The following is a 15,388-nucleotide window of genomic DNA, read 5'->3' as shown; positions in this document are numbered from 1 at the left end:
TGTTTCTCGTTAAAACTTCTAGCCAATTAAAAGAGACCTTTAACCAGGTCTCTTTTTTTATATCACTTTTATTTTTCTTTAATTTGCTATTTTCTATATATAGCCGTTTTCTTTGAGTATTTTTCTGACCATTTCTTTTTTAGATGACGAAAACTTTACAACGGGGCCGGTACAGCCCATTGAAGACTCTGCATATACTCCGGCTTTCCAAAGTGTTATAACTGCATTTTCTATTTCCAATACATCTATACCTTGGAGCTCCTCATCTGTTGTCTCTTTTTCCGGAGCTTTAACCTCACACGGGTTTTCTACAGTTTCTCTTGAGCTAATTGAATTTATTATTTCGTCTAAACCTGCTTTTTGGGCCAGGACAAGCTCTTCCCGAACTTTTGTGGACAATTCATTTCTCACTGATTTAGCATTGTATGAGAGTGCATTTGCCACAACAGGGGCTCCTGATACTCTAGAGATTATGGATACTACTTTATCCCAGCCATCACCAACAGAAGGACCGTAACCCCAACCGACTGATTCGAAGTTGCCTCCTGTATTCCATGCTGAAAACAGTTTCATGAGTACATTGCCTGTTAATGTGTCTGTTACGCAGATATCCGCAACTCCGATAAGAAGATCATTCCCCCTGAGTATGGCTCCTCCGTCTTTTCTGGCGCTTGATGCAAAATTTATTTTATATCCGTTTTCATTTAGTTTTTGAAGTGCACGAAGTGCTGTACGTGCTCCATCAAGATTTAATATCCCTATTGTCGGGTTAGCAATGCCATTTGCCTTTGCTGTGGCTATGGCTAAAATGGCATTTCGTATCATAGCTTCAACTCTGTTTGCTGAAGATGAACCTGTTGATGAAGCTATAAAACAAGAATTACCTTTTGCTGGGGTTATTATTCTGCCAATGGTAATTATTCCGAGAGGGAATGGATAGTGTAGGGCCACCGCACCTTCAATCTCGCCATTTCTAAGTGCTTTCTCCATTGCCTCGGAAACTTCACTTTCACAAGCTTGAGTTTCTATCCATTCGTAATTTTCGTAACCTTCGAGTTTCGGCCCAATAGGGACAACTTCAATGGAAGGATCATTTTGCATGGCGCGGAAAGCGCCCTTGAGCAGCTCTTCTTCTCCCAACTCGCTTCCATAAACCATTAAGCCGATTTTTGTCTTTTTAAAGTTTCCGTATTTGACACTTTCGACTATCTCTGTTAGGACTTCGCCTATTATTTTTTTTGTTTCGGCTTTTGAATTTATATTGTCCATATTTTTCACCTTATTTATTCAGGCCTTCAGCTATTTCTATGAGAGATTCCAATATTAGTGTTCGAATTTCCTCTTTTGTAGTTGCACTTTCAGACTCTACCCGGCCTGTTGCCCTTTCTAATAAAAAAGAGGCTCCATCTGCCAGGTTTGTTAGACGTCCCAAAAATAAACTTCCCTTACCTATAATCATTGCTCTGTTTATTGTGCCGGAGGCCATAGCATCTATAGCATGACCAATGTATGGAACTCCCGAAGGGATGTGCCCTTGTGTGTGTGCGAAACCTGTCATTCCATGTTTTTTTATAAAGGTTAGCATATCGCTTTTTTCTATTTGCCCTTTCATTACACCAAGAGCCGCAATCATTTTAAAGTTTGCTTCCGGCACATTGCCCGCTCCTGCTGGCAGTGTGATTTCTGGATTTTGAAGTTCAGGAGCATATTTATCTACATCGTTGAGAGTTAAGCCTATTTTTTGCAGAGGTTCGTATGTAAGAACAGATGTTACCGCTTGGGGAGAAGCACCGGCACCAACAGTATGCTTCCCTATCGCATCTAGACGTATTACCGGTGAAATGCCGTCTTCAGGAACTATCAAAACTCCAAATGAGCCAAGACAGTTTTCAAGTGCGGGAAGCTGTTTTTTCACGTGGTCACGTGAGTTCATATAAAGTTTGGGAATGGCTCCTCCTGCTACAACTGCAACGTTCTTTCTGGTTCCAGCTGCTACCATTGAAGCTCCGCTGAGTATTGCATGTACCGGTCCTGCACAAAAACCACGGACATCGCAGCCAGAAGCATTTGTACAACCTGCTATTTCAGCTATTGCCTTAGCGAAGTTGCCGCCACCGCGCTGATTCATATCTCCCGCTGCCTCTTCAGAACACTCTATAACAAAATCAATTTCTTCTGCTTTCAGATTGCTACTTTTTATAAGATGAAGAAGAGATAGAACCGCCGTGGCCTTGGATGTTATATTTACAAGAAGCTCATAGGAAGTGAGATTTGGATCTGATTCATGCGCCCTTCTACAACAGCCTACTACTTTATTTTCGAAATAAAGTGGCAGAGCTGTTGATTTTGAGATTTCATCATTTATTTCTGAAAGCTCATGTCCTTTTTCAAGGCGCGACAAAATCTCTTCTCTCATTAGTGGATGTTTCGCCAGCTTCTTCCTAATTGATTCGGCGAATTCTTTTTCTAACCATATAAGATCGAAAACGTCACAAATATCCAAGAATCCAATTGTCTCGTCTTCAGGCATAATCTCTCCGTATTTGCCATACCGTTCTGTCGATTTGTCGAGATTTTCGTGCCAAGGTTGAACTTTAGCCTCTAATTCATCAATCGTTAAAGAACCTATGTAAGTTTTATTTGGTGGATATCCAGCTGCTTCATTGTATTGTTGAACATGTTTTGGAAGTTCGGTAAGAAATTCTGAGTTAGGATGTTTCGATCTTTCTACATAGGGCGTATTGCCATAAAAAATAGCCAGTTCAGGCACATGGTTTAACGAATATGAGGCTGCTTTAATTGCGGCTTTGGGCATTTCAGTTCCTCCCTGTTTAAGTTAAATTATTAGGATTATATAACCACAGATACAGTAAGAGTTTAGAGATTCTTACTATGGCTATTAATTTCTCAATCTAAGTTGCAGTATTAAAGTATTTTAAGTATTCTGCAGAGGTAGTAACAAGGCAGTTGAAACTCACGTTCACAACTGCCTTGTTATTTTAATATTTTAATCTGTAAACACTGTTTGCTCGGTAACAGGTGTCTGTAGTGCTTTTAGAGCTTTTTCAAGTATTGTTCTGCGAAGATCTTTTTCCTCTGACGGAGATTTTGATGGGTCTCCCAGAGGATAAGGTATTGCTACGGCGGGGACAATTCTATTCGCTCCTACCGTTTGTGAAATTGGCACGATTGTACACACGTGTACTACCGGAATCCCATAGCTTTCTATAGCTTTTACCATCGTTGCACCGCAACGAGTGCAAGTTCCTCAAGTTGAAGTAAGAATTACTGCATCCACATGATCTTTTTTGAGCTGTTCTCCTATTGCTATCCCAAACTTTTTTGCATTAGCTGTAGAGGTCCCATTCCCAACGGTTGTCGAGAAGTATTCGTAAAGTTTTTTGAATACTCCCTCTCTTTCCATTTCACGTAGCACGTCAACTGGAAGAGCTCTGTTAGGATCTTCATTCACGCATGTCGGGTCATATCCGCCATGTGCAGTCTGATAATTTTCTTTGTTTGCAGACTGTACGTTCAATATACTGTATGTGCCAAATTTACTTGCACTTGACGATTCTATGCGATCAGGATTTCCTTTCGGGACTACCCCTCCAGAAGTGATGACAGCGATGGTCGCTTCTTCCAAGTCTGTAAGTGCAGCCGCAGGGGGCACTCTGTCAAATGAGGGCATGGGATATTCCGTCTCAAACTTTTCACCCTTTAATTTTTTAATAAGCATCTCAACAGCACGTGTGGCTCCGGTTTTTTCAAAGAAACAGTTAATACGAACTCCGCGAGAAAGGTATCCATCATCTTGCGGACTACCTAATCCTTCAGGAGAAAGTGCTTTGAGAAGGAGTTTCGCCATTGCTGGAGCAGCATCTTTCAGTCCTCTGGCACTTCCCTCTGTTTCAACTATGTATACTGACTTGCGATACATATCAACGCCGGGATTCTCAGGATACATTCCTGTAACAACCGGAATGTTTAGCTGCCTTGAAACAGCCTCGCAAACAGCACCACAGGCCGTACCATAGCGTCCGGCATTAAAAGCCGGGCCTGCTACAAAAGCATCCGGTTTAAATTCTGCTATTAGTTTTAGCACTTCATCTGTGGCTGACTCCATATTCTCAGCAAAGTAGCCATCTCCACAAATTACGGTCCCCACAATTTCTGCTTGTGAACCGAATGATGCTTTTAAAGCCATACCGGGGCCAACTACGCCTGGGCGAGATTCAGGAGCTATGTCTGCTTTTTCTTCTCCTCCAATGCCGGCAAAAAACTGATTGATATAATGTACGACTCTATATGTCATCTTCTTACCCTCCTACCAGCTCTTGGCGCCAATATTTGTGAATCCAAGTTCCGATGTGGAACCTGTTATGGCTTGAAGTTCTACCTCTATTGTTCCGTCGGGACGAAGAGAACCGTCAAATCCGCCTGCGATGATGTCTACATATTCTGTGAAACCTATAATCTTGTCCATTTTGGGAAGAACTACTATTTCATTTGCGTTGCCGGCTGTTACTACTGCATCAGCTTCAGGAGCTGCATCTGCCAACGATTGGCTTGCCCCATCGCGGCCGGCATATTCGTCCGTTATCAAAACAGTTTTTATTCCGACTTTTTCTGCTTTTGTACAGTTCATTATGAGATCTGCATCAGGGTTCCCGAATCCTTCTTCACTTATTATGAGTCCGTCTACTCCTATCATTGTTGCAAGTTTAACAGCGTAGGAGGAGCTGCGTCTTTTATCTGCCAAAGTAACATTTTCATTTGTAATAATTACTCCGACGAAGTTTAGGTCCTTGCCGTGATGTTCGTATAGTTTATTTATTACTGGATTATTTTGGTGAGTGTAAGTACTATTTTTGTCGCAAGCAGAAACACAATTCCCAGATACTATTGCGCCATCCATAATTTCGGTTGGGCTGATAAGAGTGGGAATAATATTTTTGACATCAACACCATAAACATAGCTGTCATGTAGAAGGCCTTGAGTTTGCAACATATATAAGTAGGCAACCTTAGGAAGTTGGGGATGTTCTGAGAGTCTTTCTGAAAGAGACGGCATTTCATATGTTTCTATACTATCCGCTTTAGCTCCACTCTCGTATGCTTTTTTTGCGAGATAGAGGGCAGCCTTAAAACCTGCCATTCTACACGCTTCTTCGTATGCGTGATTTTCAAGCCCCTCTTTTCTTTCTACTACAAGGACCATATTCATTGTTTTTGAAAAAGGAGTGTATTTGGCTCCTTCTCCCGACATATCTATTATTCCCTCTTGAAAGTTAATAATTTTTCCGCAAGTTACCACTGCGGCACCTTCAAGCACAAAGGTTTTGCCTTCTCCCACAGTTTCGACGTCGCTAATCATACCGGGAAAGACCTGTCCCTTTCCCTCTATTTTGTAGCGAGGTTGAATGACATCTTTTACTGGCACAATCCTGACCTTTTCGCCAGGTCTGGCCAAGTCCGCGTCTATGGCGCTAAAATTTTCCACATCAGAAACAAACTCCAAAAGCTCATTTTTGTTGATTTGAAGGGTTGAATCTTTGAGTAGTTCTGTCTTATTGCCCCAGACTATCCCTTTTACTAATGCTTTTTGCAGTTCTAATTTCACAAAAATTCCCCCTTTATGCATTTTGCTTCACATGAATACTTTTCTATATTATACTCCCCTAATTTTAATTTAACGGGGAAAGAAGTAGTCCGCAGTTTTGAAATGTTTTTGACATTAACATGAAGTCGAGCTGTCTAAAATCTATATCTATTTCCTCGGAGAATTCTCCAACTTGCCTTATTATAGGAGCGTCTTTATAAATACTTATTGCTTCTTCCAAATAATTTAAGAATTCAAAGTCCGTAGGCATATTATTGTCGCCCTTCCACTTGCTTAAAACAATAGTTCTGTAGGGTTGTTGATTGGGTTTAAAATTTCCATATAGAGGGCTCGTAACTAAATTCCAACCGGCGTGTACTAAATTACGAGCCTCTGTCATGACATCAAGAGCAGTGCCTTTAAGTAACTTCGCACCTTTGACTCGTTCTATGATATATGGATTATTCGTTACGGTTAGATACAAAAAAAGCGAAGGGTGCAAAGAATTACCTCACTTTTAATTAAATACATTTTTTGTTTTTTTAAAATAAATAGAAAAATAATTGTCGCAGTCAAGACTGCGACAATTATTTTAGTGTGTTTATTTACTTTTTACCACTTAAGACCATTATAGAAAATTAAAGCATTTGTAATAGGTGCGAGGATACGACAAATCCAGAGCCAAATGTTGTACGAGGGGAAGGAGATTTTTCCGTTGTCGGTAATCTCATCTTTCGCTCCCTTGACCCAGAACCATCCCACAAAAAGACAGATAAATATTCCGCCAAGCGGCATAACCACGTTGTTTGTAATGTAGTCTGCAAAATCAAGGAAAGTTTTTCCGGCTATTTTTATAAAATGTCCACCTTCACCCAATGCTGAGGGTATTCCGAAAAGCGCAATCGCAATCCCCATAATGATGACTGATTTTATTCTGCTCCATTTAAGCTGGTCAATGCCATAAGCAACAACAACTTCAAAAAGTGAAATAGCAGAGGTCAATGCTGATATGAAAAGAAGAACAAAGAATGCGGAAGAGAATGCGAATCCTAGCGGCATTTTTGAAAATACAACCGGTAATGTTACGAATGTAAGGCCTACTCCGCTATTTGGCGCTACACCGAAAGCAAATGCTGCTGGAAAAATAACCAATCCAGCTAAAATCGCCGCCAATGTATCCAAGAAAACAACCTTTTGCACAGCTGAGGGAAGATACTCTTCTTTTGGTATATAGCTTCCATATGTAATCATTATGCCCATTGCAAGCGATAAAGAAAAGAAGCCTTGCCCAACAGCAGCTAATATAGCTTCACCGGTTAATTTTGAAAAATCAGGTTTTAGGTAAAACTCAAGCCCAGCCATAGCTCCTGGGAAGGTTAACGAACGAACAATAAGTACCAGCAATATAATAAAAAGAGCAGGCATAAGAACCTTGCAGCTTTTTTCTATACCTCCTGAGATACCTTTGTACACAATCCCGATTACTATTCCCATAACTATTAGGTGATAGGTTATGGCTTGTACAGGATTTGAAATAAAATTAACAAATACCTCGCCTGTTTTGCCTAGAGCAGCGGAGTCCATAAGACCTGTAAAAGACTTAAATATATAGGCAACTGTCCAACCAGAGATAACTAAATAGTAGGAAAGAACCACGAAAGCTACAAAGAAACCCATCCAACCAACTATGGGCCAGAGTCCTCCGCCAAGCTTTTTAAAAGAACCGACTGCATCTTGTTTCGCGCAGCGTCCTATTGCAAACTCAGCCAACATTAGGGACATTCCAAGAATAATAACTATAGCTAAATAAACTAATACAAATGCGGCGCCACCATATTTACCTGTTATATAGGGAAAACGCCAGATATTTCCAAGACCGATTGCGGAGCCTGCGGCAGCCATGATAAAACCAAACTTACTGCCCCACTGTTCTCTTTTTTCAGACATAAATGCAACCCCTTTCGAATTTTAGAAGCTTGTATTAAACAATATAAAAACCTTTAATTCATGATTATACAATAATATTTGTTTAAGTACGTAAATATATGCAATTTTTGTTTTATTACTGACTGTATGTTGATAAAAAAGAAAAAATGACGAAAGCATTAAAACGCTTTCGTCATTTTGTTACAACGATATATTAATTCTCTTTATATCCATAGCTCTTCCGGTTTCGTTGTCTATACTTATAGCAACTGCCTGTAATTTGATCCCCTCATTACATATTTCAAATTTGCTGGGCGTACCATACAAAAATTTTGGAATTACAGATTCATAGGTCATCCCAATAACTCCAGCGTGACCACCAGTCATACCTACATCTGAGATAAAAGCAGTCCCACTGGGGAGAACTTCTTCATCAGCTGTTTGTACGTGTGTATGTGTTCCAACTACGGCTGAGACTTTGCCATCAAGCTTTAACGCCAACGCCCGTTTTTCTGAAGATGCTTCTGCATGCATATCTACAAATATGGCCGTTGTTTCAATTTGCTCTAAAATTCTTTCTGCCTCTTTAAAGGGACAGTCGAGAGGGGGCATGAAAGCTCTTCCTTGTAAACATATTACAGCTAATTTTTCTCCGTTTTTCTCATAGACTCCAAACCCTCTCCCAGGCGCTCCCTCAGGATAATTCGCAGGGCGAAGCACTCTAGGTTCAGAGTCCAAGTAAGGGATAAAATCTTTTTTATCCCAAATATGATTTCCACTTGTGAGGATATCTATCCCCATAGAGAAGAGTTCATTCATGATTTTTTCTGTAAGCCCTCTTCCCGCTGCACTATTTTCCCCGTTTGCAACGATGAAATCAAAAGGACCATACTCTGTGCGCATAGAAGGAAGCGCCCTGGCGAATGCTTCTCGTCCCGGGCGCCCCATAATATCACCTATAAAAAGTATTTTCATTAATAAACAACCTACTTTGCATATTCGATAGCTCTTGTTTCCCTTATTAAAGTAACTTTAATTTGACCAGGATAACGCATTTCTTCTTCTATCTTACGCGCTATGTCATAGGCCATTTTTTCCATTTCTCCCTCATCCGTAACCGTAGGAGCAACTGCTATGCGCAGCTCTCGTCCAGCCTGAATAGCATATGCTTTGCCAACTCCCTCAAATGATTTTGCAATTTCTTCGAGTTTTTCGAGTCGTTTTATATATGCATCGTGGCTTTCTCTGCGAGCTCCAGGGCGAGATGCGCTGATTGCATCAGAAGCCGCAACCAGAATGGCATATATTGTCTCAGGCTCTTCGTCTTCGTGGTGAGCCGCTATAGCATTGACAATATCTGCTGTTTCTCCGTATCTTTTGGCTAAATCGGCACCAATTCTTGCATGAGGTCCCTCTACCTGATGATCAACCGCTTTGCCTATGTCATGAAGAAGTCCGGCTCTGCGAGCTTTTATGTCGTCTAACCCCAACTCTGCAGCCATTATCCCGGCTATATGCGCAACCTCTAAACTATGAGACAGTGCATTTTGACCGTAGCTTGTACGATAACGGAGCTGTCCTATTATTTTTGTAAGATCGTAGTTCATATTTTTTATCCCGGTTTCTTTTAAAGCTTGTTCAGCCGCTTCGACTATTTCTGTCTGGACATCCTTTTCTGCTCGTTCTATTATTTCTTCGATACGCGCGGGATGAATACGACCATCAACTACAAGCCTTTCCAGGGACATACGAGCTACTTCGCGTCTCACTGGATCGAAACTGCTTAGCGTTACTGCCTCCGGGGTATCATCAACTATTAAATCAACTCCGGTCAACGTTTCGAATGTTCTTATATTACGTCCTTCACGACCTATAATGCGGCCTTTCATGTCATCTGTGGGTAAATTGACAACACTTACTACTGCATCCGAAGTAAATTCTACGCTGCAGCGCTGGACGGCTGTGGCTATAATTTCTTGTGCTTTGCGATCGGCTTCTCGCTTAGCTTTTTCTTCAAGTTCTATAAGTCTAAGACCTATTAGGTGATTGGCCTCAGATTCAACTTTCGCAAGCAACATGTCAGTTGCTTCTTCGCGTTTTAACTGAGCTATCTGCTCAAGCTTTGATATAAACTCTTCTTCTTGTGTTGAAAGAGCTCTTAGCTTTTCTTGTATCTTTTCGTCGTCTAAACGAAGTTCTTCTTCTTTTCTTGTTATGTTTTCTATCTTTTTGTCTAAGTTGTCTTCTTTTTGTTCCAAACGTCGCTCTGATCGTTGCACTTCACTGCGGCGTTCTTTTATTTCTTTTTCAATTTCTTGTCTTAATCTAAGTATTTCGTCTTTGCCTTCTAAGAGTAAATCTCGTTTGAGTTGTTCCGCTTTTTTAGCTGCTTCTGAAATCAAACGTTCAGACTCTGAAAGAGCACCTTTGTACTTTTGAACTTCTCTTTTTTTTCGATAAGTGTAACCAAACAGCACGCCAATGGCAGAAGCTGTGATTACACATAAAAGTGTAATTAACATCTACTTGTCACCTCAATTTAAATTGTCATGGTACATCTGTCTTTTCTTAATTTTGCAAACAAAAATTAACTCAATATAGGTTGATTTAAAGTTACATGATTTTACGCCGATGTATAACATTGTACATAACAAATGTTTTATTCACAAGTGCAATTAATTTCTGTACTATAAACGCTTATCCAATACCCAGAGTTTGCTCTTTGTCCAATTGGATTTTTTCCAAAAGATGTGGGATTTCTGTAAAGTTTGGATCCTTGTTTATCAGTTCATAAGCGTCTTCTTTGGCTTCTAATAGTATTTTTGTATCTCTAAAAAGATCTGCTACTTTAAATTTTGTTTCACCATGTTGCGAGACGCCATCTATTTCACCTGAACCACGGAAAGAAAGATCCGCTTCTGCTATCTCAAAACCATCATCGCTTTTTAACATAATTTTTAATCTCTCCGGAACAGCTGTACCGGAAGTGGTAAGAAGAACACATACCCCTCTTCGAGCGCTTCTGCCTACTCTTCCTCTAAGTTGATGCAGTTGGGAAAGACCAAAAAATTCGGGAGACTCTATCACTATTATTGAAGCTTCAGATACATCTACTCCCACTTCAATTACTGTCGTAGAAACCAATAATTTTATTGTTCCTTCTCTAAACATCGAAAGAACTTTTTCTTTCTCTTTACTCTCTAAACGCCCATGAAGCAGGCCGCTTTTTATTTCAGGCAACTCTTTCTGCAGCAACTTAAATCTTTTTTTTGAGGAGGCTATGTCAGGATCTTCTTCCCCTTCCACTCTTGGACATATCCAATAAACTCTGCCTTCGTTTTTTATTTCTTGCGTTATGAATTGCAGCAATTTTGACATTTTTGATTCGTCTATGATTCTTGTTTCAATTTTTTTTCGACCGTGTGGTTTCTCTTGAAGCAGCGAAATATCCAAATCTCCAAACAAACACATAGTTAGAGTGCGCGGGATAGGAGTTGCACTCATCAGTAGTATATGGGGAACTTTTTCACGTTTGAGCAGAGCTGCTCTCTGTTTCACCCCAAATCTGTGCTGTTCATCTATTATTACTACACCTAAATTATAGAATTCCACTTTTTCTTCAAGTAAAGATTGAGTACCAACAATTACGTTCGCAGAACCATCTTTTATTGACTTAAGTATCTCTTTTTTTTCTCTATCTGTTAAAGCTCCTTTAAGAAGAACTACTGAAACACCTTGAGAAGATAAATATTTACTTAGCTGAGAAAAAAGTTGATCTGCGAGGACTTCTGTTGGAGCAAGTAGCGCAGTCTGAGCATTTGAATCCACAGCAGCTGCAGCCAAAGCAATTGCAATGATAGTCTTTCCGCTACCAACATCACCCTGTAGTAGACGCGACATTGGCATCGTGAAAGACGTGTCATTAAATATTTCTTCCAGTGCTATTTCTTGTGATTTTGTGAGTTTAAAGGCAAGCTCTTTTGTGAATTTTTCGTAGATCTTTCCATTGGGGCTTATTACCGGAGAAGTGTTTAAGTCTTTAATTTTTTTTCTACGATGTGCCATTGTAGCTTGGATAATGAAAAATTCTTCATATGCCAGCCTGGTTCTAGCTTCTTTCCACTTTTCCGGTGTAGGAGGCCTGTGCATTATTTTAATTGCTTCTGAAAGGGTAGGGAATTTTCTTTTTTCTATTATAGATTGAGGAAGAGTTTCTCTAATATAATGAAGATTCTCTTCTATTCTCTCTGATATAAACTTCCGAAACCATCTGTTCTGCAATCCTGCTGTAGAAGGATATACAGGCACAATCCCACAAAAAGCTGCTCTATCTGACAAATCTTTTATGACTTCAAATTCAGGGTTTGAAAATTCCAAAAAGTTTCCTCGTATAGAAGCTGTGCCAAATAAAATAATCTCTGTTTCATTTTTTAATATATATTCAAGCCCTCTTCTGTTAAACCAAGTCGCAATTATAGTTCCCGTATCGTCACTTAACTCCGCAGTCACTAACTCCAACCCTCTTTTTCTCAGTTTTGTGCGTTTTATATTTATTACTTTAACATTTAAAACTGAGGGAGAGCCCGGTACAAGCTTTGATATGGACACCATGTTTCTTCTATCTATATATTTTCTGGGAAAAAACCATAACAAATCTTCTAGCGTAGCGATTCCTAAGTTAGCAAGCTGCGCCGCTCTCTTAATACCTACGCCAGGTTGAGCTGTTATAGATTCGGATAGTGGTTCTGACACTGTTAAATTAATTTTCTTCCTCTAGAATTTCCTCTTCTTGTTCTTCTAAACTCTCTTCCTCTTCAAACTCTTCTTTTAATATCTCATCAGGGTTTACACCCAACATGTCATATGCTGCCGCAAGTTCTTCTTTATCTATTGTTTCTTCTGTAAACTCAAGTTCTAATTCCTGCCCGTCGCCAGATTCGGAAGAAGCTTCTTTGTCACGAGCTTTCTCTTCTTCATAAACTTCAAGGACACTATCTACAGCTTCCTTCATATTGGAGTCAGAGTCAATGTTGTCTATAATTTCCTCATACTTTGCAACGAGTTCTCTTACCTCTTGTTCATAAAGAGTACGTATGTTTTTTATTTGATATACGCCCTCCCTCAATCTTCCAGCTTCTCCTGCCGCCTCGGCACAGGTAATTTCAGCTTTTTTTTCTGCATCCGCTATTATTTTTTTAGCTTGTTCTTTTGCTGAACGAACCCTCTCATCGGCACTTTTTTGGGCTAGAATCAAGGCTTCTTGAAGCACATTTTTCATTTTTTCATATTCATTTAAGCTTGCTTCTTTTTCGGACAGAGCATTTCTTAGATCTTTTGTTTCCTGAGCGTAGTATTGCAATGTTTCTGCTATTGCATCTAGAAATTCATCAACCTCAACAACATCGTACCCTCTTAAGCTTTTTTTAAAGGATTGGTTTACTACATCAAGTGAAGTTAAAATTTCAACCATTTTATTATTATCCTCCTCTTTTTCTTTTATTTTCAAAAAAGCAAATATCACTTAATTGTTATTTCTGTCCCCGAATATAGAAGTGCCTAAACGAACAATGGTGCTTCCCGCTTCAATCGCAAATTCGAAATCTCCGCTCATCCCCATAGAAAGTTCAGGCAATTCAAGTCCTAACTGAGTTCGCAGAAAATCCCTTTTATTTCTTAATCCTTCAAATGCTTTTCTTATGAGCTTAACATCGTTGGTATTTGGCCCTATTGTCATAAGCCCTTCTATTGATATATGAGGGCATTTTTCCATAATATCGCTCATTAATTCTTCTGCTCCTTCCGGAGCTATCCCAATTTTACTTCTTTCGTCAGACATATTCACCTCTATGAATATCGGATATTTGCGAACATTCTGTTCTTTTGCAACCCTATTTATTGTTTCGGCCAACTTTAGAGTATCAACGCTTTCTATAAGGTCAAATATACTTACTGCTTTACGCACTTTATTGCGCTGAAGTGGACCTATCAGGTGCCAAGGAACACTGTTTTCTTCTGGCCATAACAGAGACTTATCTTCAGCTTCTTGCACCCTATTTTCTCCAAACAAATCGACAAAACTTGAAGCTATCAACATTTTTTCTATCGGGTGGAATTTGGAAACTGCCATTAATTTTACTTCTTTTTCTTTTCTATTACTTTTTTTAAGTGAAAGTTCTATCCTTTGACGTATTATCTCTATATTTTTTTTGATATCATTTGTTACCATAATTGTATCCTACCCTCTCTCGCTCCGGAAGCATCTTTTACTACGGGATCTCCGACTGAAATCCCCTTTGTTGCGAGAAATTTGCCATCTTCGATATATTTGCCTTCAACCTGTTTAATCATAACTCTTGTGCCTCGGACAAGATATACTATCTGAGTGCCGTTCTTTCTTTCAACTGATGTTGATGGTATTAATGCTCCTGACGCTCTTCCAGCCTCAATTGTTAAGGTATATTTTCTGTCTTTTAATATTTCCGGTGGAAACCAAGGCAGAGTAAGGTATACTTTGACGCTATTACCAATGTTTTTTGAAGCTCTTACTGCCGCTCTTGAAAGTATGTCCATCTCGTCTAACATAATTCTTAAGGATTTGTTTTTTATCTGTTCATTTAGATCTCCCACTAAATCTATTTTACCTATAAAGCGTAGCTCTTGTGGCAGCGCTATCAGCTTGCCAATCGGTTCTCCGGAATTTATTTCATCATTATTTTTTTTCATTTGCAACGCTTTTGTTTCAAATGGTTTTAGGTCTTCATGCCAAAGCTGAGAGTATTTCCATCCCATCTCTAAACCGTCAGTTCCGGCTATAAAATAGCCCACGTCGGGGGCTTTTATATTTGTCGTTACAGAACCTGAGGTGATAACCGCCAAAACCGTTCCTTTGCCAACTCTTACTGGACCGACCCCCTGAGGATAAGAAATTACTCCGTTTTTTTCAGATGTCAGAAGGGATTCACTCCATAAAAGGACTCCCTCTGATTTGACTACTTCTGTGTTCATACCTTGCGTAGCCCACGCTATTTCAGGGCGTAAATAATCATAGCGAGTGAAATAAAGTTTAACGCCCCATACCCAAATAATTATTATTACAAGGACAGCTATCCAGTAATCAAGTCTAAATTCTCTTTGCTCTTCATCATTCCTGGAGATTTGCCTTACCATTAGAGTACCTCTTATTTATTCCAGTATCAGAGTCATTATTTCTCTAATATCGTCTATGACTCTCCAAGCACCATGTTCTTTTAACTCTTTGGCCGAAAAATTTCCGGTTGTTGTGCCGACCCCTCTTATTCCAGCAGCAACTGTTGTTTGCATATCTATATCAGTATCTCCTACATATATGCTATTTTCATGTGGAACTCCGAGTGTTTCTAACCCTTTGTATAATATGTCCGGGTTTGGTTTGGCGTTTTTCACATCATTAAGTCCAACCGATACATCCAAGAACTCTGAGAGCTTAGTAGCTTCAAGAACAGTTGTAACATTGTGTCTGTTTGATGCCACACCAACTTTCAGCCCTTTTTCTTTTAATTCATTTAGCGTTTCTACGACTCCTGGATAAAGTATCAATCCTGCTTTCTCTTCAACCATAAAAAGCTCTCTATAGTAGTCCAACCATTCCTGTTTAAACTCTCCCCAAAAATTTATATAACAGTCTTCTATTTTTAATCCGATATTTTTCAATACTTTCTCTCTTGGCACCAAATTTAGACCGGCATATTCGGCGAGGAGATTAATGCAGCGATGTATGGCATAACTGCTGTCAACAAGAGTCATATCAAAATCGAATAGGATTGCTTCGATTTTCTCAAATTCTTTCATTTCTTACCCACTCTCATAAACATCACCTGTTGT

General features: G+C 39.6%; 13 protein-coding genes. All 13 read right to left on the bottom strand.

Going from position 1 to position 15,388, the window contains the following annotated elements; genetic code table 11:
* Positions 1–93: 93 nt before the first annotated feature.
* Positions 94–1,269, bottom strand: a complete 1,176-nt coding sequence (locus GXZ13_03115; protein NLX74828.1) for a glycine reductase — start codon at positions 1,267–1,269, stop codon at positions 94–96.
* Between the two features lie 10 nt (positions 1,270–1,279).
* Positions 1,280–2,815, bottom strand: coding sequence for a glycine reductase (locus GXZ13_03110; GenBank protein ID NLX74827.1), 1,536 nt, complete (start codon positions 2,813–2,815; stop codon positions 1,280–1,282).
* 192 nt (positions 2,816–3,007) lie between these two features.
* Positions 3,008–4,315, bottom strand: a complete 1,308-nt coding sequence (gene grdB, locus GXZ13_03105) for a glycine reductase complex selenoprotein B (protein ID NLX74826.1) — start codon at positions 4,313–4,315, stop codon at positions 3,008–3,010.
* Between the two features lie 12 nt (positions 4,316–4,327).
* Complete coding sequence (locus GXZ13_03100; protein ID NLX74825.1) at positions 4,328–5,623, bottom strand: beta-aspartyl-peptidase; 1,296 nt, start codon at positions 5,621–5,623, stop codon at positions 4,328–4,330.
* A 64-nt stretch (positions 5,624–5,687) separates the two neighbouring features.
* Positions 5,688–6,104: a hypothetical protein gene (locus GXZ13_03095; GenBank protein ID NLX74824.1), complete on the bottom strand. Its 417-nt coding sequence runs from the start codon at positions 6,102–6,104 to the stop codon at positions 5,688–5,690.
* Positions 6,105–6,214: 110 nt separating this feature from the next.
* A complete protein-coding gene (locus GXZ13_03090; GenBank protein ID NLX74823.1) occupies positions 6,215–7,549 on the bottom strand; it encodes a sodium-dependent transporter in 1,335 nt (444 codons plus the stop codon).
* A gap of 180 nt (positions 7,550–7,729) precedes the next feature.
* Positions 7,730–8,503 carry a TIGR00282 family metallophosphoesterase gene (locus GXZ13_03085; GenBank protein NLX74822.1) on the bottom strand — a complete coding sequence of 258 codons (774 nt, stop codon included), beginning with the start codon at positions 8,501–8,503 and terminating at the stop codon, positions 7,730–7,732.
* Between the two features lie 11 nt (positions 8,504–8,514).
* Positions 8,515–10,050, bottom strand: coding sequence for a ribonuclease Y (rny, locus tag GXZ13_03080; GenBank protein ID NLX74821.1), 1,536 nt, complete (start codon positions 10,048–10,050; stop codon positions 8,515–8,517).
* Between the two features lie 175 nt (positions 10,051–10,225).
* Positions 10,226–12,280: an ATP-dependent DNA helicase RecG gene (gene recG, locus GXZ13_03075; GenBank protein NLX74820.1), complete on the bottom strand. Its 2,055-nt coding sequence runs from the start codon at positions 12,278–12,280 to the stop codon at positions 10,226–10,228.
* 7 nt (positions 12,281–12,287) lie between these two features.
* Complete coding sequence (locus GXZ13_03070; protein NLX74819.1) at positions 12,288–12,998, bottom strand: DivIVA domain-containing protein; 711 nt, start codon at positions 12,996–12,998, stop codon at positions 12,288–12,290.
* 51 nt (positions 12,999–13,049) lie between these two features.
* Positions 13,050–13,754 carry a YggS family pyridoxal phosphate-dependent enzyme gene (locus tag GXZ13_03065; GenBank protein ID NLX74818.1) on the bottom strand — a complete coding sequence of 235 codons (705 nt, stop codon included), beginning with the start codon at positions 13,752–13,754 and terminating at the stop codon, positions 13,050–13,052.
* Entirely contained in the window at positions 13,748–14,695 is a 948-nt protein-coding gene (locus tag GXZ13_03060; protein ID NLX74817.1) for a hypothetical protein, read from the bottom strand. The genes GXZ13_03065 and GXZ13_03060 overlap by 7 nt, the downstream gene beginning before the upstream one ends.
* Before the next feature lie 15 nt (positions 14,696–14,710).
* Positions 14,711–15,355 (bottom strand): HAD family hydrolase, encoded by a 645-nt coding sequence (locus GXZ13_03055; protein NLX74816.1) that lies wholly within the window; start codon positions 15,353–15,355, stop codon positions 14,711–14,713.
* Positions 15,356–15,388 lie beyond the last annotated feature (33 nt).

This window comes from Synergistaceae bacterium (genome assembly GCA_012728235.1).
In the GTDB taxonomy this organism is placed as follows: domain Bacteria; phylum Synergistota; class Synergistia; order Synergistales; family Synergistaceae; genus JAAYFL01.
This window is presented reverse-complemented; position numbering and strand designations above follow the sequence as displayed.

Excerpts from the sequence above, each read along its gene's own strand:
- GXZ13_03060 (NLX74817.1), bottom strand. The coding sequence starts at position 14,695 with ATGGTAAGGCAAATCTCCAGGAATGATGAAGAGCAAAGAGAATTTAGA.
- GXZ13_03070 (NLX74819.1), bottom strand. The coding sequence starts at position 12,998 with ATGGTTGAAATTTTAACTTCACTTGATGTAGTAAACCAATCCTTTAAA.
- GXZ13_03110 (NLX74827.1), bottom strand. The coding sequence starts at position 2,815 with ATGCCCAAAGCCGCAATTAAAGCAGCCTCATATTCGTTAAACCATGTG.
- GXZ13_03090 (NLX74823.1), bottom strand. The coding sequence starts at position 7,549 with ATGTCTGAAAAAAGAGAACAGTGGGGCAGTAAGTTTGGTTTTATCATG.
- GXZ13_03065 (NLX74818.1), bottom strand. The coding sequence starts at position 13,754 with ATGGTAACAAATGATATCAAAAAAAATATAGAGATAATACGTCAAAGG.
- GXZ13_03115 (NLX74828.1), bottom strand. The coding sequence starts at position 1,269 with ATGGACAATATAAATTCAAAAGCCGAAACAAAAAAAATAATAGGCGAA.
- GXZ13_03055 (NLX74816.1), bottom strand. The coding sequence starts at position 15,355 with ATGAAAGAATTTGAGAAAATCGAAGCAATCCTATTCGATTTTGATATG.
- GXZ13_03085 (NLX74822.1), bottom strand. The coding sequence starts at position 8,503 with ATGAAAATACTTTTTATAGGTGATATTATGGGGCGCCCGGGACGAGAA.
- rny (NLX74821.1), bottom strand. The coding sequence starts at position 10,050 with ATGTTAATTACACTTTTATGTGTAATCACAGCTTCTGCCATTGGCGTG.